This window comes from Pedobacter metabolipauper (assembly GCF_004362715.1).
Taxonomy (GTDB): domain Bacteria; phylum Bacteroidota; class Bacteroidia; order Sphingobacteriales; family Sphingobacteriaceae; genus Pedobacter; species Pedobacter metabolipauper.
This window is the reverse complement of record NZ_SNYC01000003.1, coordinates 308,847-326,951: the sequence shown is the minus strand read 5'-3', so window position 1 is coordinate 326,951 and position 18,105 is coordinate 308,847. Positions and strand designations below refer to the sequence as shown.

General features: G+C 39.9%; 17 protein-coding genes. 10 read left to right on the top strand and 7 right to left on the bottom strand.

Translation table 11 applies throughout. The features are described from left to right. The first annotated feature begins 139 nt into the window (after nt 1-139). A complete protein-coding gene (locus tag ATK78_RS01465; RefSeq protein ID WP_133574285.1) occupies nt 140-2,131 on the top strand; it encodes a TlpA family protein disulfide reductase in 1,992 nt (663 codons plus the stop codon). Between the two features lie 39 nt (nt 2,132-2,170). Here the strand turns inward: ATK78_RS01465 and ATK78_RS01460 are convergent, their stop codons facing one another. Both ATK78_RS01460 and ATK78_RS01455 read right to left on the bottom strand, forming a co-directional pair. Further along, on the bottom strand, nt 2,171-2,605 hold the full coding sequence (locus tag ATK78_RS01460) for a DUF1810 domain-containing protein (protein WP_133574284.1): 435 nt from the start codon (nt 2,603-2,605) through the stop codon (nt 2,171-2,173). A 5-nt stretch (nt 2,606-2,610) separates the two neighbouring features. Then, nucleotides 2,611-2,838, bottom strand: a complete 228-nt coding sequence (locus ATK78_RS01455; protein WP_133574283.1) for a hypothetical protein — start codon at nt 2,836-2,838, stop codon at nt 2,611-2,613. 264 nt (nt 2,839-3,102) lie between these two features. Between ATK78_RS01455 and uvrA the strand changes: the two genes are divergently transcribed. From uvrA to ATK78_RS01435, 4 genes are all read left to right on the top strand, one after another. Then, entirely contained in the window at nt 3,103-5,646 is a 2,544-nt protein-coding gene (gene uvrA / locus ATK78_RS01450; RefSeq protein WP_133574282.1) for an excinuclease ABC subunit UvrA, read from the top strand. A gap of 168 nt (nt 5,647-5,814) precedes the next feature. Further along, nucleotides 5,815-6,852: a sensor histidine kinase gene (locus tag ATK78_RS01445; protein ID WP_133574281.1), complete on the top strand. Its 1,038-nt coding sequence runs from the start codon at nt 5,815-5,817 to the stop codon at nt 6,850-6,852. Then, entirely contained in the window at nt 6,833-7,600 is a 768-nt protein-coding gene (locus ATK78_RS01440) for a LytR/AlgR family response regulator transcription factor (RefSeq protein WP_133574280.1), read from the top strand. The genes ATK78_RS01445 and ATK78_RS01440 overlap by 20 nt, the downstream gene beginning before the upstream one ends. A 166-nt stretch (nt 7,601-7,766) precedes the next feature. Continuing rightward, entirely contained in the window at nt 7,767-8,771 is a 1,005-nt protein-coding gene (locus ATK78_RS01435; protein ID WP_133574279.1) for a DUF6268 family outer membrane beta-barrel protein, read from the top strand. Nucleotides 8,772-8,807: 36 nt separating this feature from the next. Here the strand turns inward: ATK78_RS01435 and ATK78_RS01430 are convergent, their stop codons facing one another. Then, nucleotides 8,808-9,182, bottom strand: coding sequence for a hypothetical protein (locus ATK78_RS01430; RefSeq protein ID WP_133574278.1), 375 nt, complete (start codon nt 9,180-9,182; stop codon nt 8,808-8,810). Nucleotides 9,183-9,328: 146 nt separating this feature from the next. Between ATK78_RS01430 and ATK78_RS01425 the strand changes: the two genes are divergently transcribed. Together ATK78_RS01425 and ATK78_RS01420 are read left to right on the top strand one after the other, a co-directional pair. Continuing rightward, a complete protein-coding gene (locus ATK78_RS01425; RefSeq protein ID WP_133574277.1) occupies nt 9,329-9,559 on the top strand; it encodes a hypothetical protein in 231 nt (76 codons plus the stop codon). A gap of 112 nt (nt 9,560-9,671) precedes the next feature. Next, complete coding sequence (locus ATK78_RS01420; RefSeq protein WP_133574276.1) at nt 9,672-10,229, top strand: GNAT family N-acetyltransferase; 558 nt, start codon at nt 9,672-9,674, stop codon at nt 10,227-10,229. A 55-nt stretch (nt 10,230-10,284) separates the two neighbouring features. On the opposite strand, the gene ATK78_RS01415 is transcribed toward ATK78_RS01420, so the two are convergent. The 3 genes from ATK78_RS01415 to ATK78_RS01405 form a co-directional block, all read right to left on the bottom strand. Further along, nucleotides 10,285-10,578, bottom strand: coding sequence for a hypothetical protein (locus ATK78_RS01415; protein WP_133574275.1), 294 nt, complete (start codon nt 10,576-10,578; stop codon nt 10,285-10,287). A gap of 51 nt (nt 10,579-10,629) precedes the next feature. Next, on the bottom strand, nt 10,630-11,844 hold the full coding sequence (locus ATK78_RS01410) for a sensor histidine kinase (protein ID WP_166664793.1): 1,215 nt from the start codon (nt 11,842-11,844) through the stop codon (nt 10,630-10,632). Between the two features lie 263 nt (nt 11,845-12,107). Further along, complete coding sequence (locus ATK78_RS01405; RefSeq protein WP_166664792.1) at nt 12,108-13,346, bottom strand: sensor histidine kinase; 1,239 nt, start codon at nt 13,344-13,346, stop codon at nt 12,108-12,110. 638 nt (nt 13,347-13,984) lie between these two features. Here ATK78_RS01405 and ATK78_RS01400 point away from each other — a divergent pair. Continuing rightward, nucleotides 13,985-15,076, top strand: coding sequence for an MBL fold metallo-hydrolase (locus ATK78_RS01400; RefSeq protein ID WP_243732405.1), 1,092 nt, complete (start codon nt 13,985-13,987; stop codon nt 15,074-15,076). A gap of 7 nt (nt 15,077-15,083) precedes the next feature. On the opposite strand, the gene ATK78_RS01395 is transcribed toward ATK78_RS01400, so the two are convergent. After that, on the bottom strand, nt 15,084-16,505 hold the full coding sequence (locus ATK78_RS01395; protein WP_133574271.1) for a serine hydrolase domain-containing protein: 1,422 nt from the start codon (nt 16,503-16,505) through the stop codon (nt 15,084-15,086). 263 nt (nt 16,506-16,768) lie between these two features. Between ATK78_RS01395 and ATK78_RS01390 the strand changes: the two genes are divergently transcribed. Further along, nucleotides 16,769-16,981 carry a hypothetical protein gene (locus ATK78_RS01390; RefSeq protein WP_133574270.1) on the top strand — a complete coding sequence of 71 codons (213 nt, stop codon included), beginning with the start codon at nt 16,769-16,771 and terminating at the stop codon, nt 16,979-16,981. A 541-nt stretch (nt 16,982-17,522) separates the two neighbouring features. After that, a complete protein-coding gene (locus ATK78_RS01385; protein ID WP_243732404.1) occupies nt 17,523-18,101 on the top strand; it encodes a hypothetical protein in 579 nt (192 codons plus the stop codon). Nucleotides 18,102-18,105: the final 4 nt, after the last annotated feature.

Below are 18,105 nucleotides of genomic sequence, written 5' to 3'. Positions count from 1 at the left end.
AGTAGATTATATGGAATAATTCCAAATAATTAGCTAGAATTATCCCGAATAATGCAGTATCGTTAATGTGAATTCATATCTTGATAATTTGTTTAATTAAGGTATATTCGACATAATTATAAGTTATCTACCAAACCAAATGAAATATTCCAGATCCGTTCTGTTACTGTGTGCTGCTTCAGTTTTTTATATTCCGTTAGCTTTAGCCTCTCAACCTGCCAAATTAGATTCAATCCCTGGAAAGGTCATCGCTGCTGCTCTATCGCTCAAAGATGATGGAAAGCCCCTGCCCGTTCCGCGTTTTAAGGATGAGGCCGCAATGCTGTCCGGTCATTTGAAAGGCTACCATCCAAAGGCAGGAGATAAACCGCTGTTGATATATGATAATCCGATAACCGGCGAACATGTGGAGGTCAATCTGGCGATTGACCCGTCAGGAAATTTTAAGGTCAGTGTGCCTGTTGTTTCTGCTACCGAAGTATTGTTTTGGAAATTTTCGCCTTACAACGGAAAGATCTTACTGGAACCTGGAAAAGAAACCGTGCTATATGCCGACCTTGACCAGACCGATCAAAGTAAACGGATCATTTTTACCGGCCCCTACGCCGACGTCAATAACCAATATTACAGATATGATTTATCTAACCACAGGCATAGGTTTTTATCTCCCAAAAGAATTTATGAATTTATAGACCAGCCCGGAACCACTTCCGAGATGCTCCGTAGCTATGTTGTTGAACAAGTTAAAAAAGGAATCGAAGATCTGCAAGGCAATACAGCCCTGTTTCTTAAAACCCGTCAGCTTGCCGAAATCGACCTGAAAACGGGAGGCGCGAACTGGTTGGCGAACTTGGATTTAATTTTTAGAATTGAGCAGGAACAAAACCGTAAAATAAAGTTGCCTGACTTTAATGCTCATTTATATTCCGCGCTCAAAGAATTGGATATTAATCATTACCAATCTTTATACACAAGTTCATTTTCAGACTTTATAAATAATGGAAATGGGATCCCCGATTTGGTAAACCGTCATTTCGTTAAAATCCGGTATGTAAGCAATAAAAATCTGGAACGTCTGAATGCAGATTACAGGCTATCTGATCAGGAGAAAGAAGTCTTATTGATCAACAAAAAAAGAAACCCTGATAACTGGTCTGCCAGTCATAAACAATGGTTAAAAAATGTGGCGGCCCAACAGCTTTCCTGGATCAGGCAGCAGGAAAATTTACCAGATAACATGGATCCGTTGATCGTTAAACTTGATGTTCTGGTTAAGTCTCCAACTGTAAGCGCAAGGAGAATGCTTGATCAAATGGCTGATATTAGCCTTAACCTGGATCCATTGGGGATCAGGTTGCCAACCCTTGCTGATTATACGGGTAAGGAAGATGATCTGATCGGCGTGGATCCGATCACAATGGACAATTTTGATGAACGTTTTGCAGAGGAAACTGCCAGTTTCCGGAATAACGAAGCTATGGATGACCTTTTCTCTGTTATGCCGCCACTTATTGGAAGCAATACCGGCATTTTCTTTGACCTTTCGATCAGCCGGATCTTCACCAAGAAAATGGTGAGACAAAATACGCCGCTAAACCGGTATGACTTGCCTGCCATTGCGAAGATCAAAGATCCTGCAATACGCGCTTATATCGAAAAACTCGATAAAAAGATCCTCAATGGACTTTCCAGTACGGCTGTTGCCGATTTCCGTGTCCATGAGATCAGTAAGTCCACAACTGACGCAGATGCACTGCTTAAGGAGATTACCAGTAAGTTTAACGGGAAAGCAATCTACATTGATCTTTGGGCTACCTGGTGCGGTCCATGTATTGCCGCCATGAAGCAATATGAGCCATCTAAAGCATCATTTAAAACGGCCGATGTTGCTTTTGTTTATCTGACCGATGAAAGTTCGCCGGTTAAGCTATGGCAAAATATGATCCGGGAAATCCCGGGAGAGCATTTCAGGATGGACTCCAAAGTATTGAACTTGTTGAAAATAAAATATAGATTTACAGGCATCCCTGCTTACCTCGTTATCGACAAAAAAGGAAATGTGATCTACGATCATATTGGTTTTTCGGGTATTGATAAAACCAACGAAATTATTAAAAAAGCAATGGAGTAATGCTGATCAGCATGATGACAGATCGGGAATGGCAATAACTTATTGATGTTTCAGCAGCCCAATAATTTTTAATGTTTTGCAATCCTTTAATCCGTTAAAAAACTGTTTTAGAACTTTTTCGAAAACAGGATGGCTGCCTGGTACTGATGCAAAAAGTGTCATACTGGAATGAAGTTTTACATCATCCGGGCTCCCGAATATCTGGTAGGCATTGGTGCCTTCCAGTTTTAAGATCATCTCGGAAACCATAATGAGCCGGGGCCCAAGTACGCGGTGGTTAAGGTATGCTTCAGCCTCGTTCATATCCTGAATTGCGTAGAATTTAGATGTTTCTGAGAAGCCAAGACCCTGAATTTGGGGAAAGACATACCACATCCAATGGCTTTGCTTCCTTCCATTCTGCAATTCAGACAGTACCGTTTGAAAAACTGACTTCTGGGCTGCAACAAATCGCTCAAGGTTGTGATCTTCCATATTCATTAAGAAACGCTGCTTTGATCAGTGTCTGCATCTGCACCTTTTTGTTTATTTGAAGTACTTTCATTTTTATCCGAAGTATTGTCTTTGCCTTTTATATTTTCAGCGGTTTTTTCAAATTCCGCATCCTCATTATAGGCCAAATCCGCATCGCTGCCCTGAAGCTGATCTTCCGGCACTACTCCTGTCTTAGCCGTTGTATCTTTGTTTTTTTCTTTACCTGTTTCCATAATCTTTTATTGTAATGTTAGTTTGCCACCTGCTGGCATCTTCTAAATCAACACCCCTGGTTTATATAAGTTTTTAATTTTTAAAAAACAAAACCAGGCAACCTGTAAGCTTAATTTAAATATCAATTTTGAATCCCGGCAAATACAGTTGCTTTCTGATAACCAGCTTGCTAAAGTTTGTATTAAGATACAATTTTAGATCATTAAAACTATAACTGTTAACCACTGTTTTAATTGCATTAATATTCCCTTGCCAGTTGCATCATGAAGAATCAGTCAGAGCCCAAGTCCAAAGAATTTTCCGGATATGTTAGCGTTAAAGGTGCCAGGGAAAATAACCTGAAGAATGTAGACCTGGTGATACCGCGCGATGCGCTTGTTGTATTTACCGGTGTATCTGGTTCCGGAAAGTCTTCTCTTGCCTTTGGAACATTGTATGCAGAGGCCCAACGGCGCTATCTGGAATCGGTTTCACCATATGCACGCAGACTTTTTAACCAGATGTCTATACCGGAGGTTGATGAAATTGAAGGTCTGCCGCCAGCAATTGCATTACAGCAACAGCGCGGATCATCAAGTTCGCGCTCATCTGTTGGTAGTGTAACTACGCTTTCCAACCTGCTTCGCATGCTTTATTCCAGGGCTGGTGATTATCCGAAAGGGCAATCCATCATTTATGCAGAGTCATTTTCTCCAAATACTCCTGAAGGTGCCTGTCCGGAATGTCACGGGCTAGGCCGTGTATATACAGTTACGGAGCAGTCAATGGTACCTGATGATTCATTAACCATCCGGGAAAAAGCAATTGCCGCCTGGCCTACCGCCTGGCAGGGTCAGAACCTGAGAGATATTCTGATCACGATGGGTTTTGATGTAGATGTTCCCTGGAAGGACTTGCCTAAAAAAGACCGCGACTGGATCTTATTTACAGATGAACAGCCTGTTGTTCCGGTTTATCCGCGTTACACTGCGGATCAGGTAAAAAAAGCAATTAAAAATAAGATACAGCCTGATTACATGGGTACCTTTACCGGTGCAAAACGCTATGTGATGCAAACGTTTTCAAATAGCCAGAGCCAGTTGATGAAAAAGCGGGCAGGCAAATTTATGCTTAGCAGTGAGTGTCCGCTTTGTAAGGGCAAAAGATTAAGAAAAGAATCACTTTCTATCAAATTCGATGGACTCGACATTACTGAACTTTCCCGGCTGCCGCTAAGTAAATTACATTCCTTGTTTAAAAAGTATACCGATCCGGGTTATCGGTTAAGCAGTAAAACAAAAAGAGAGCACCCTGAAAAGGCCGTCGTTACCAGTCGCATTGCTGAAGATCTTGTTGCACGTTTGGATGTGATGCTGGATTTAGGGCTTGGTTACTTGAGTTTGGAAAGAAATACACCCACTTTGTCGCCAGGCGAACTGCAGCGATTGCGCCTTGCTACACAGATCCGTTCTAATCTTTTTGGTGTGGTATATGTTTTGGATGAGCCCTCTGCCGGTCTGCATCCTGCTGATACCCGTTCGTTGCTTCGCGCATTGGACAAACTTAAGGATGCAGGTAATTCTATATTTGTTGTAGAGCATGAGATTGATGTAATCCGCCATGCCGATTGGATTGTAGATGTTGGCCCTGGCGCAGGTGAAAATGGCGGACATATTTTATACAGCGGAATTCCGGAAGGGCTCAGAAATATTGAATCTTCTAAGACCAGGCATTTTATTTACGGGAACCAGGAGCAAGAGGAGAAGATACCCAGAATTCCTAAAGGCTGGCTTAAATTACAAGGCCTAACCCGCAACAATCTGAACGAACTGGATGTAGATTTCCCGCTGGGTACATTTACCAGTGTAACCGGAATATCGGGATCAGGAAAAAGCAGTCTGGTTAGCCAGGTATTGGTAGAACTGGTTTCAAAACAGCTTGGTCAGCATGTCATTCCACCGGATCCTGAAGATGAGTATGATTTACAAGATAACCCCATTCTTACTTTAGGGGGCAGGATTACTGAAGGAGCAACTTTTATTAAACGGTTGGTACAGGTAGATCAGAAAGCGATTGGACGTACTCCAAGATCAAACCTGGCGACTTATACCGGTTTATTCGATTTGATCCGTAAACTATTTGCAGCTACACCCGGGGCAAAAAAGAAAAAATATGATGCCGGCCGTTTCTCTTTCAACGTGGCTAAGGGCAGGTGCACCCATTGCCAGGGTGAAGGTTTTGTTATGGTGGAATTGCTGTTTTTACCCAGCGTTTACACACCCTGCCCTACCTGTGGAGGAACAAGATATAATGAAAAAACCCTTGAAATTACTTATAAGAATAAAAATATTGCCGAGGTACTTGAGTTAACGGTAGACGCTGCATGGGCATTTTTTGAATCTGATGCGGCACTTCAACGCGGACTTGATATGGTAAGGCAGGTTGGTCTTGGCTACTTAAAACTCGGACAGCCCGCTACCGAATTATCCGGAGGGGAAGCACAGCGAATTAAACTCGCTACGGAGCTGCAGCGTACACAGCACGGAAATACCCTTTACATCCTTGATGAGCCAACTACAGGATTGCACCCTTCTGATGTGGAGAAGCTGATGCTGCAGCTGCAGCAGCTTGTTGATCAGGGTAACACCATTATTGTAGTTGAACACGACATGCATATCATTTCTAAAAGCGACTGGATCATTGAAATAGGTCCGGGTGCTGGTGACCAGGGAGGAAATGTGATGGCATGTGGTACTCCATCAGAATTTTCAAAGATCAAAAACAGCAATACTGCCCCTTACCTGCTCAATTACAGAGGAATAAAATAAGTGATTTAATGTTGAGAATTTTGACTACCTGATGTCAGGCATAAATAGAAGTTAATTTTCCTTTTACATTTAAAATAGGCCACTTGCCACTTCTTTTGTCCGTTTCGGTAAGTTAATGGCCCTACAATCGGTTAGATTGTATTATTTTGCGTGCCTGATGTAATCCGTATGGAAGTAAAACTGCCTGTTAAGAACCTTGTACGTATAAATTTCTTGCTTTCACTCGTCATGAGTGGTTATGTCTTTGTATTTCTCTTTCTGGATAAAAATCAGAACAACAGGTTCTTGTTTACATTAATGACATTTCTCGTTATTTCACTGATCGGCTTTGCCAATATCCTGATCGTGATTAGACTGAGACGCATTTTTGGGAACAACATTAAAAAATTTAAACGGTACCGGTATCTGTTTACCTACCTGGTAAGTGCGCTTGCCTATCTGATCATCTGGCCCATCTTCGCTACACTGGGGCATCAGAAATGGTCATTTTTAGATGGGTTTAATTTTTTCATGTTGTTTTGCTCCAGTGCTGTTGTGAATACGCTTATCCTTGTTCTGCACAACCATATCCTGCTTAAGGATGAAAAGGCACAGTCTGACCTGGAACTTTCCAAAATCAAAGCTGCACATGCCGAAGCCGCAAATTTGCTTTTAAGACAGCAAATACAGCCTCATTTTCTTTTTAATGCCCTTAATATGCTAAAATCTCTTTATCGCATAAATACAGATACCGGAGATACTTATATGGTTCATCTGGCTAATTTTTTAAGGGCATCGACATTTAATCATGGGGCCAATGTTTCTAAGCTTGGAGACGAACTAAAGATTTTGAATGATTACCTTGAAATGCAGAAAATCCGTTTTGAGTTAGCACTGAACTGCACGATAATGATTCCGGATGAAAGTCTGAATTCATTTTATCTCCCTTCATTTTCTTTACAACCACTTTTGGAAAACGCGATTAAACACAATGAGCTGACCGAAGAAATGCCGCTCCATGTATGGATTAGCCAGGAAGGCGACCGGGTGGTGGTGACCAACAACCTGCAGAAGAAAAAAATTAGTGAAATATCAACCAATAATGGCCTTGCCAACCTTGCAGAGCGCTACAGGCTTTGGTCGGGAGACGAGGTTATCATTAAAGAATCGCAGCACCAGTTCCTGGTGAGCATAAAATTACTGGAAAATGGATATAGTGATCATTGAAGATGAAAGAGTTGTAGCGGAAGATCTGGAAAGGAATATCATAGCGCTTATTGATAGACCTGTCAGGATTATTCAGCTGCGTTCGGTAAAGGAGTCTGTTGCTTATTTTAAAAGCGAACCGCAGCCTGATATCATATTTAGTGATATACAGTTGGGTGATGGCCTTAGCTTTGAGATCTTTATTGCCGCACAGCTTACCGCACCCATTATATTTTGCACCGCCTATGATGAATATGCACTTGAGGCTTTTAAGGTAAACGGAATTGATTATATCTTAAAGCCTTTTACCCGTCAAACCCTGGAGGCTGCATTGAAAAAATATAGTCAGCTAAAAGATATCTTTGCAGTAACAGCTCCCCAGCAATATAATAACCTGATGCAGCTGCTTGTAAATCGTGATCAGGCTAAGGCCGCTTCCATTCTGGTTTATTATCAGGACCGGATCAAGCCGATAAAACTTCATGAAATTGCACTCTTTCAACTGGAAAACGATGTGGTTCAACTGCATACATTTTCCGGAAAGGTCTATTACCCCAATAAAAACCTCGACGAACTGGAAAGGCTTACTGGCAATCATTTTTTCAGGGCGAACCGTCAGTTCCTGGTCTGCCGTAAAGCAATCATTGATGTTTCCAGCTTCTTCTCGCGAAAGCTCTCTTTAAACCTTTCTATAGTGCTTACAGAACGGATTACGGTTAGCAAGGGAAGAACGGCTGCTTTTTTAGAATGGCTGGCAAACGCTGAATAATTGATTTCTCACGAGATAGATCTCTTAGTTCAATTCTGCTTAACCGCTAATTTGTCCGTTCCCCCCATGGCTTTGTCCATTTCACTTCTTTTATTCTTTTTGCAAAGGTACTAAGTAATGACCTTTATGCCATTGAACAGTTGTAGGCTGTTCTTAATAAGCAACGATGAAACATTATCTGATTCCAACAACAGTATTCTTACTGGCTGCAACTTTTTGTTCGGCACAGTCCATTTCGGAGGTATCTAAAGGTCTGGCTATAGATTCCATCAGAAAAATGCAGATGGAACAAGCTGCACTTAGAAATCCCGTTTTGCGGCAAATCAACATCTCAACGGATGTCATTACCCGTGGTGACATCAGCGGGAAAATCAATGGCGATCCGCTGTTTAAGGGCAAAGCCAGTACAGTACGCACTACTGCCCTGTTTAATGTACCAGTCAAATCATGGGGAAAAAATTCAGTATCGACATCAATCAGCTATTTTCAGCAGCGGTTGAAGGTAGACGAGGTGCAGAGTTTCCAGCCGGGATTGAGTAATGATGATGTGATCTTCAACAAATCAACAGTTGGCCTGACCGCCTCATTTCAACGGCGGGATTCCCTGTTCGGCAAACCCGTTTTTTATATGGCAAGTGTTTCTGGTGTTACCAATGACGCAGGTTCCATTAAGAAGCTCAGTTACCTGGGTACGGCGCTATTTCCAATTAAGCAAACGGCTACTACCCGGTATTCTGCTGGTGTGGTTATAAATATTGACCCATCGCTTAAAATACCTGCTTTTTTATTGTTTACTTACTGGCATAAATTTAAGAACGACCTGGAGTTTAATTTGAACCTGCCCTCACAAATTGCATTTAGAAAAGGTTTGTCAGACCGGCTTTCGGCGACCGCAGGAACGTCTTTATCTGGCTCTCTCGCATTTTTTGAACTGAACCAGCCGAATGTACCGCATGATGCCAACTATACGACCATTGATTTAAAAACCGGTATTGGTGTTGAATACCGAATTGGGAAGAAGTTTGTTTTTGGCATGAACGGTGGCATATTGACGCCACTCTCTGCCCGGGCTTTTGACCGCACTAAAACTTCAGACGAGTATTTTCTGAACAACAAAATCAGCAATGCACCTTACGTTAACTTTAGTTTCTCGGTACTTCCTTTCTTTTAGAAAGATCAGGCAGCATCTGCCTGGAGGTGGCAGATGCTATTGAGTCGGCTTTCTGTACAGCATAATCACACCATACAATGATTTAATTGAATAAAGCGATACAGGCTCGCCAAAGGATACCGTGATGTTCTTAAAATCTTTGATGTTATATTTTAAAAGGCTGTCTATAGGTATGCGTCCTTCCTGGTCGATTACTGCGTAGTCTTGATATGATGCGATGACATCAGGTGGAAAAGCAGCTTTGACCCTTGCCCGGATTACCTCATTGATCCCCTTTACCATTTTCAGCAAAGTGCTGTCTGCCACAGCTGCAGTTGATTTGGTAACTGATACAAAGTCTGATTTTTTTTGAGCGAATGTAAATTGAATGCAGCAGCAGATTAAGATGGTTAAAAATAGTTTCATTTTCATAGTCTTGTTGATTAAAGGCTTAAAGGTATGTATTCTTTTAATTTTTTATCAACAACAGGCTTTTTATCCACATTAAGAAATAGATTAAAACATTTGGGCCTGAAATTTCTTATAACGGGTAATTCCTTTTGAGTGGAATGAACGATATGAAAAAGACACCTACAAACATGAGTACCGATCTTCAAAAATTCATTGATAAATTTGAGCCTAATAAGTTCAAGCAACTGGCCCACGGAATAGAAATTAGAGGGATTACAGATATACACCGAAGCATTACCTTTGCGAAAGACCTGATTGAGCGGATGAAACTTAAGCTAACCGTAAACCACAATGCAGATATGGTTTCATATGGTGGCTTTGAGGTCAACAATCAATAATTTTTACTTAATCGGGCTTTATCACCAAAGCTTTATGAACATAAAGACTTTTTATAGAAAGATACATTCGTAAAAATGAGTGCAGATCTCTAATAAAATCTTAAATTCATATATGTTAAGTTTAAACCTTCCTCTTTTTCCGGTGCTTGAAACGCAGCGGCTTATTTTACGCGGGCAAAACGAATCTGATGCAGCAGCACTTTATGCACTGCGTACAAACGATCAGGTGATGCGGTATATTGACCGTGTACGTCCAAAACATGTGGATGAATCTAAAGCAGTTATCCAAACGCTGAACAAGAACTTCAAAAACGGAGAAAGCCTGGTTTGGGCCATTGTGTTAAAAGAACAGCCTGATGTGATGATCGGTAACATCGGATATTACAGAACAGATTTAGCAAATCACAGGGCTGAACTGGGTTATATGCTACTCCCGGAGTACTGGAGAAAAGGAATTATCTCTGAAGCATTGGTACAAGCTGTTAACTTCGGATTCGATTCGATAAATTTACATTCCATCAGTGCCAATATTAACCCCGAAAACAATGCTTCCAGGCAGATATTGATCAAAAATGGTTTTGTTAAGGAAGCATATTTTAAGCAGGATTATTATGTTAACGGAAAGTTCTTAGACAGTGAAATTTATGGACTTTTGAATCCAAATCATTAATCTGTCTATTTCGATAATCTCTTATTTAAGAAAAGAGTTAATTAGCCGCTCCCATTTATTTAAGAAAAAGACTAACGAGTTGTTCCCATTCTTCTGTTAATGAAAGGTCTGGTCTTGATTTTCCTGCACGGCTATACCAATAATCAGCATTCCACAGATCTCCCTCTTTACGGTGTAAATACGCATGTACATGAGCTGATACCCGATCACTTTCCTGATCGATCAGATCGTGTGCAGTTTTCCAGTTGCCCTTACCATCGTACCAAAGTGCCTGTAATTGAAGCGACAGATTAAAAGGTACCTGTTCCGTTTTTAATGAGTTTTTAAATTGCTGAAGGTTAGTTTCCATTTTCCTTAGGTTCCTGATCTCGTGACTTATTTTATCTCAACACAGATTAATTTATTGAAACAATGGTAAAATTACTTTAAATACGGTTTCCTGTCCGGGTTTACTTGAAAAACTGATCTCACCACCCTGCAGAGTTACAAATTCTTTGCACAGTGCCAGTCCAAGACCTGTACCTTTTTCCTGGGATGTTCCATAACTTGGCTTTATATTACGTGTAAACAGAAATTTCTGTTGTTCTACAGGGATCCCTACACCAAAGTCTTTAACCGTGATGATACACTTTGTACCGGATCTTTCTACCAGCAAATTGATTACACCTTTATCCGTACTAAACTTAATGGCATTGTTTAACAGGTTACGAACAATGAGATCTATCATATTATGATCTGCTACAATGGTGATGCATTCTGGTATTTCTGTGATTAATGTGATCCCTTTTTGACTGGCCAGAAGTGTAAACATCTGGGTGGTGGGTATGAGATGATCTCCGAGCACGATTGGCTGCAGATTGACGGGTAGTTCATTGAGTTCATTTCTGGCCCAGAACAATAAATTTTTAAGAAGTTCCTGAATACCATCAACCGACAGACCAAGCTTTACTTCCATATCTTTTCGTTCTTCCACGCTAAAATCAATGACGTTGAGAAGATCCAAATATTGTTTTAATGAACTCAACGGCGCATTTAAATCATGGGCAATGATAGAAAACAGTTTGTCTTTCTCTTTATTGAGCAATTCAAGTCGTACGGCTTTCTCTTCAGAAAACTTACGCTGTAAATCGTAATTTCTACGCAATTGAGAAGTGCAGATGTACATCAGTATACCGGCAATCATATAGGTAAACATCTGATCTCCAAACATCTCCCATCTGGTACTATATTGCTGCTTTATCACATCAGGATTATAATACTCACCCAACATGAGGCCTATAACCATCAGGATATTTGTTGTCAGGTAGTATTTCCATGATTTTGCCGGGCTAACTAAGATCAGCAGGGAAAGTGACATTAAAAATAAAAGGGATACACTCCCGGATATACCAGCATTATAAAAATAACCGGCAGCAAATATCAAATTCACTTGTATTGCCGTAAAGATGATTGCTTTGGAGGTCTGGTTTTTAAACCTGCTGATATAAAATAGAACAAATTGGACAATGGCAAATAAAATGGAAATGACCGCTGCGAAGAGCAGGGTAGTTGAAAAATTATGGATTGCAAGGATCAATGCAAAGAAAATCCCTATCAGTGAAATTTTGTGAAACATCCTATTTTCAAAAGGATACTTATCATGATCCCCAGTTATAAAATGCCACTTATGTTTTAACGTACCGGACAGAGAGTTATGCATGATCTAGCTATTGAAGAGCCCAAATATAATAAATAATGGAACTTTATATACCCGATGTGCAAATCAAACCTAATGGTTAAATGTAAGTGCAAAACATAAATTCAAATTAATCTGCATGCATCACATTGACTAAAATCCTGGTTATTATTACACCATGGTTTATTCGCTTTGTACACCTGCTAGTTAACTGCTTCTTCCTTAAAATGATTTGGTATGGTGTAAACTTTCTGATCACATAATGGCAGTGATACCTGGAATTCTGTTCCAATACCAGGCTTACTTTTAAAAGTAATTTTTCCGCCCTGAAGTTCCGTAAATTCTTTACAAAGCATGAGTCCGAGGCCAACGCCTTTTTCATTTGCAGTACCATAGGTTGTTCCGGAATTCAAAAAGAATAACTTTTGCTGTTTTTCGGGTGCTATTCCTATTCCATTATCCCTGACCGTGATCATAGCTAAGCCTTTGACAGATTTACCTGTAAGCTGGATCTCGCCGCCTTCATTCGTAAACTTAATGGCATTGTTCAGTAAATTTCTCACAACCAGATTGATCATATCCATATCGCCAATAATACAAACATCCGGATCAATCCGGGTTGTTAATGTAATCATTTTTTCTAATGCAGCAGTCTGCTGAATTTCAATGCCCACATTTAAGGCTTCCTGTAAATTCAAATGCTGCAGATTAACATGTATTCCACCTTCCATTTGTGATTTTGTCCATGACAGCATGTTAAAAAGCATAGTTTGTGTGTTCTTCGTTTCCTTGAGCAAGCTTTTTTTAATGGCTTTTTTTTCATCTTCCTCAAGTTCATAGTTAACCAGCATTTCTAAAAATCCCTCGATTGTATTTAGTGGTGCCTTCAAATCATGAGAAAGTATAGACAGCAGTTTGACCTTTGATTCATCTGCTTTTTTTACATTTTTTAATGCTGCAATCACATTTTTCTTTTCCGTCTGATAGCTTCTTAAAATATATGTTAAGACGACTGAGATGCCTATTAAGGAGATGAGATAGGTAAATGCCGTATCTGTGAAAAAGCCGATCCGGGATGAATATGTGTTTTTAATCAGCCATGGATATTGATATTCGATACCAATTAACAGGATAGCCAGAAAGGCATTTAACGGAACCCAAAACAAGTATTGTCTATTTGGCATTACCGCTATGATAAAGATCATAGACAATAAGAACAGCACTAGCGTTGGTCCTTGTACACCTGAATTAAAGAAATAATTGAGAAGCAGCAAAACGTGCAGGATTACACTAAAAAGGATTACGCTGGTTCTTAGGTTGCCAAGGTATCTGGAATTGTAATACAAAATTACGGTGAGCAAAAATGAAGTACACAATACTGGCGAAACAAACGGGATCTTTGTAAAAAGATTAACGGTTAGCGCCACTGGAATGAATAACATTGATATTATACAAATCCGGTGAAAGATTCGTGCCTGCATTAAATTTGTTTCTGTTTTACCTGATAATTCTTTATAAAATAGTTTGATGAAATTCATTATGTTCTGCCCCTCTAATCCTGCTTGATAGATGGAGCGCTATTTAACCATCAGGTATACCAATTACTATACACAGATGATGCCAACTTAACCTATGAATTCTGACGCCCTAATCGCCAAGGGCTAATGTACTGACTTATTGCAAGGTATAATCAAAATCGTTGAATAAAACCGTATTTATACTTTAAACACAGGTATTTATACTTTGGTTTATAATTATCATCAAACGGCCATTTTTAGAAATACCATTTAATCAACTGTTCCTGGTAACTATTATATTATACAGTCCGATCAGTGCTATTGCTGCATCAATAATATTCCTTTATCAGGTATAGAAAGCCATTGGCCTTTCATGCTCAGGGCGATGTTAAGCAGACCAATATCTGCCATTATCATAAATCCTATTGACAATGGTCTTTTCAGCAAATAAACGAGGGCTTTATAACAAAGCGAAGTAATGAAATTAAGTGTACTTTTGAACCCATCAGCTGTAGAAGATCAACGGTTATAAAATGAGATTAAAAAGAATACTTAAACGAACGATGATAACAATTTCGGTAATACTTGGGGTACTGGCTTTAGTAGTATTTTTATTTTTACAGCAAGCCTCTTTTGGTAAAGCCCCTTCGGGATTAAGGCTGGAACGGATTAAAAAGTCTCCTCAATACATTGACGGCGCATTTCAGAACCAATCCGAAACCCCGACATTTACCGGAGGCGGTACTTTTTTCGGGGTTATGGCGGACTTTCTATTCGCTACACATGAGCGTAAGACCCCGGATTATACCTTACCTTCTGTTAAACGTGATCTAAAACTGCAGCCTGCTTTAAAGCCAGAGATTACCTGGTTTGGCCATTCCTCCTACCTGATCCAGGTTAACGGCCTTAATATTTTGGTAGATCCTGTTTTTAGCGGTCGTACCTCTCCGGTTAGTTATGCTGGAACTAAGGCCTTTGATGGTGCTGATGTGTATAAGGTTGAAGATATGCCACGGATTGATGTGCTGTTAATTACACATGACCATTACGATCACCTGGATTATGAAACTATAAAAAAGTTAAAGGATAAAGTTGGTGTATTTGTAACCTCATTGGGTGTGGGTGCGCACCTGGAATACTGGGGTGTTCCTGCTGATCAAATAAAAGAACTCGACTGGTGGGAAAGTACGGCTATTAATGCCGATACTGAATTTACTGCGGCTCCGGCAAGACATTTTTCTGGCCGTGGCATCATCCGCAATAAAACACTGTGGTCTTCTTTCATTTTTAGAACTAAGGGATATTCGATCTATTTGGGTGGTGATTCCGGCTATGACAAACACTTTGCGAAAATAGGTGATACTTATGGACCTTTTGATCTTGCAATTTTAGAAGATGGTCAGTACAATGCATTCTGGGCCAATATTCACATGATGCCTGAAGAAACGGCAAAAGCGGCCGTTGATCTTAAAGCCAAAGTTCTGCTTCCAGTACACTGGGGGAAATTCTCGCTGGCTACACATGCCTGGGACGAGTCTATAAACCGGGTCATTAAAGAAGCAGAAGTCTTAAATATCAAAGTGATTACTCCAAAGATTGGAGAACAGGTTGTTTTAGACAGTATTATGCCAACTTCAAAGTGGTGGATAAAATAGTTGATTGTTAAAATAAGTCCTTTCTCATTACAATTTTCTGAATGCTGCTGATTACCGGATTCAGGTTAGACTTTTGGTTACTTAGGATGACACATCCGCTGCCCAGTTCAAGAAAGGCAGAGATGTGTGATAAAGAGCCTATGGTGCTTCCATTGTGTTGAATATCACGTAACCCATTTACATTTCTTATACCCCAGCAGAGCCCAACGTTACCGGCAGTGGGTTGATGACTTAGTTTAACAGCCGGGTAGGTTTCTTTAATTTGCTGATCGAGATAGTTAAGCATATCGTTCATACTGGCATGGATACCACCGGCTGGCCCAATTACCCCTTCTTCCTGAAAAGGCACTTCCAGACCATTTTCTCCATAAGGAACAGCTGTTTGCACGCTTTGGAGTGCCGTTTGGTTATACCTGGTATCTTTCATCCCGAACGGTTTGGTGATGTATTTTTTAATCAGGCTGGCATAAGATTGCTTAAATATACCTTCCAGAATGTTCCCCAATAAGGCAACTCCCCAATTGGAGTAATTGTATTTAGAGCCAGGCAGGATTTCAATTTTTACGCGCTGGAGTGCGGCTTCAAACTGTGCTGAAGAATAGTTATGTTCGGGATTGAGCGGGTTAAACGGCACCTGATTACCCATATCATCCGGAAGTCCGGGTAAGCCCGATGTATGATTAGCAAGATCTTGTAAAGTAAGTGGTTTACCATTAAAGCTTAGATTAGGGTATTTACCTGGCAGGTATTTACGGATGTCATCATTTAATGAGACTTTCTTCTCAATTATAGCTTGTGCAAGCAACGTTCCGGTAAAGGTTTTCGTGATGGACCCGATCTCGTATGTAGTTTGGGATGAAGGAAGTACTCCTGTTCCTTTTTTGACCTCACCATAATTAAAAACATAACGTTGTCCATTTTTAATTAAGCCTATACTCAGGCTCCGGGCATTTGGATTGCGAAAGTATGCCCTGGCTATACTATCCACAGAACGCTGAAGTGGTGTTAATAATGGATTATCGGTTTTAACTTGTATTGGCTTGTCCAGCAGTTCCGGTATTACGTTCAGCAAACCAAAGCCAGTAAATTTTTTAGCCGGAGTTACCTGCAAACTCATTTTCATATCCCTGCTTTGACCTTGAAGCAGGTAGCTGAATTTACCATTCGTTTCTGACAAGAATATGGTTTTTAGAATATCTCCAGAGTTACGGTTGGTACGTAAAAACCCGTCCAGTTGTGCAAAGGTAATGTGATTGGAAAATGCGGTATCGGCCAACTGGTAGATTCCTTTATAATCATTGCGGTTATATCGGGATATGATGGAATCTGTAATTTCATCAGCAATTTGACGGTTATCTTGTGCCGGGGCAGAAATAAACCATCCTGTAAGCATAAATATCACGTACAGAATCTGGTATATTTTTTTCATTCTTCTTATTTCTTTAAATGCAGGAACAGCTAAACACCAATTGTGCCATAAATATTTTTTTACTTTATTTGTCTAAAATCGCAGTTTAACAGACTAAAAAGACTGATTTTATAAAAATAACACTTTATTTAGCTGAACATAAGACCGGGTAAAAAATACCGGAACCGAACGTAACGTTCGCAAACGAACAAAATGCCCGGTACCGCTTTAAAACTCTGCATTAATTATAATGAACTAAACTACCATTTAATTGTTATGGAATTATGAAAAGACCATTGGGGATTATATTGATAGTTATTGGAGCGGCAATGCTCATCTGGACCGGATTTACGTATACAAAACAAGAAAAAATAGTTGATGCCGGACCGATACAAATTTCAGCAGACAAAGAGAAATCTGTAAACTGGCCGCCTTATGCCGGCGGAATCTTTTTGATTGGCGGAGTGATCCTTTTATCGACTTCTAAAAAATCATAAGATCAATTTTTAAGTAATAAAAAAAACCCAGGATCCTTTACAGCTCCTGGGTTCATCCTTCCTCACTCAATCCGTCCCATCTGTGTTATCTACCTCACTCAACCTCACAAATTCAAACCCTTCTCCCTCGCTTCTGTTTAATTAACGAAAGAAAATACTAAACAGATGTGGCTTCATCCATCGTTTACTTTTAAATGACATCCGGGTTTTCTTAACCCATTTTAAACCCTTTTCAGGGGATCATGTATTAGTAATCAATTATGGTATTACACCCAGATGTTCTTTTGGAATATCCAATTCTTTCTTTTAGATATGAATTAGATGTTCTCCATACATCCTAGAAAAGACAGTAATAAAAACCATTTTAACCAACAACAATTTGATTAAGGCATAAAAATTGCATCTACGTAATTTTAGATATTCCTTTATGACAAAAAAGCGCTCTTTCTTTCAGCGATTCAAAAAAACTATCATTGGCTGTTCCATATTTCTACTTCTTCTTTTGGCTTTTGCAAACTGGCTTGGATTTCAACATATTCCAATGCACCTAAGGGATTTATGGTATCTGACTACTTCGGTATTTACAACACGTCACGATGCAGAACTAACACCTGCTGAACAGGCTGCTATTGCAGATGCTCAAAATATAGTAGAAATACCTCCACCTTTAATGCCTTTGGATACCATCATGTGGGCCGCGAGTATTCAGAGGGGTGATTATATTCCTGATGGCGTAAAAGAGGAAATGGCATTGCTCAGGAGAACAGATTTTACAAAATTAGATCCTGCAAAAGATTTTCCTACGGACAAACAGGCGCAGGAAGCATTAGAAGATCACCATAGCGATGAGCTGGTTAATCTTTTGAAAGCCCATCATGCGCATATTCGAATTGGCAAATGCTACTACGCAGTTCTAAGGCAGGATAATCCAGACATGGAAGAAGTAACACGTGTTACAGCAATGGTGTCTGCGTTTAATGATAAAAATCAAAATCTTGGTAATATACAGCTGCCACTGATCACGGTATATGATTTTGTTAAATATGCGGGGCATCCGGATCGTTGGTATGCGACAGATTTTAGTCAGACACTTCCGTTTGATTATGTATTGAATAAATAATAAA

Coding starts and splice junctions, on each gene's coding strand:
- ATK78_RS01465 (WP_133574285.1), top strand. CDS start 140: ATGAAATATTCCAGATCCGTTCTGTTACTGTGTGCTGCTTCAGTTTTT.
- ATK78_RS01460 (WP_133574284.1), bottom strand. CDS start 2,605: ATGGAAGATCACAACCTTGAGCGATTTGTTGCAGCCCAGAAGTCAGTT.
- ATK78_RS01455 (WP_133574283.1), bottom strand. CDS start 2,838: ATGGAAACAGGTAAAGAAAAAAACAAAGATACAACGGCTAAGACAGGA.
- uvrA (WP_133574282.1), top strand. CDS start 3,103: ATGAAGAATCAGTCAGAGCCCAAGTCCAAAGAATTTTCCGGATATGTT.
- ATK78_RS01445 (WP_133574281.1), top strand. CDS start 5,815: ATGGAAGTAAAACTGCCTGTTAAGAACCTTGTACGTATAAATTTCTTG.
- ATK78_RS01440 (WP_133574280.1), top strand. CDS start 6,833: ATGGATATAGTGATCATTGAAGATGAAAGAGTTGTAGCGGAAGATCTG.
- ATK78_RS01435 (WP_133574279.1), top strand. CDS start 7,767: ATGAAACATTATCTGATTCCAACAACAGTATTCTTACTGGCTGCAACT.
- ATK78_RS01430 (WP_133574278.1), bottom strand. CDS start 9,182: ATGAAAATGAAACTATTTTTAACCATCTTAATCTGCTGCTGCATTCAA.
- ATK78_RS01425 (WP_133574277.1), top strand. CDS start 9,329: ATGAAAAAGACACCTACAAACATGAGTACCGATCTTCAAAAATTCATT.
- ATK78_RS01420 (WP_133574276.1), top strand. CDS start 9,672: ATGTTAAGTTTAAACCTTCCTCTTTTTCCGGTGCTTGAAACGCAGCGG.
- ATK78_RS01415 (WP_133574275.1), bottom strand. CDS start 10,578: ATGGAAACTAACCTTCAGCAATTTAAAAACTCATTAAAAACGGAACAG.
- ATK78_RS01410 (WP_166664793.1), bottom strand. CDS start 11,844: ATGTTTCACAAAATTTCACTGATAGGGATTTTCTTTGCATTGATCCTT.
- ATK78_RS01405 (WP_166664792.1), bottom strand. CDS start 13,346: ATGTTATTCATTCCAGTGGCGCTAACCGTTAATCTTTTTACAAAGATC.
- ATK78_RS01400 (WP_243732405.1), top strand. CDS start 13,985: ATGATAACAATTTCGGTAATACTTGGGGTACTGGCTTTAGTAGTATTT.
- ATK78_RS01395 (WP_133574271.1), bottom strand. CDS start 16,505: ATGAAAAAAATATACCAGATTCTGTACGTGATATTTATGCTTACAGGA.
- ATK78_RS01390 (WP_133574270.1), top strand. CDS start 16,769: ATGAAAAGACCATTGGGGATTATATTGATAGTTATTGGAGCGGCAATG.
- ATK78_RS01385 (WP_243732404.1), top strand. CDS start 17,523: ATGCACCTAAGGGATTTATGGTATCTGACTACTTCGGTATTTACAACA.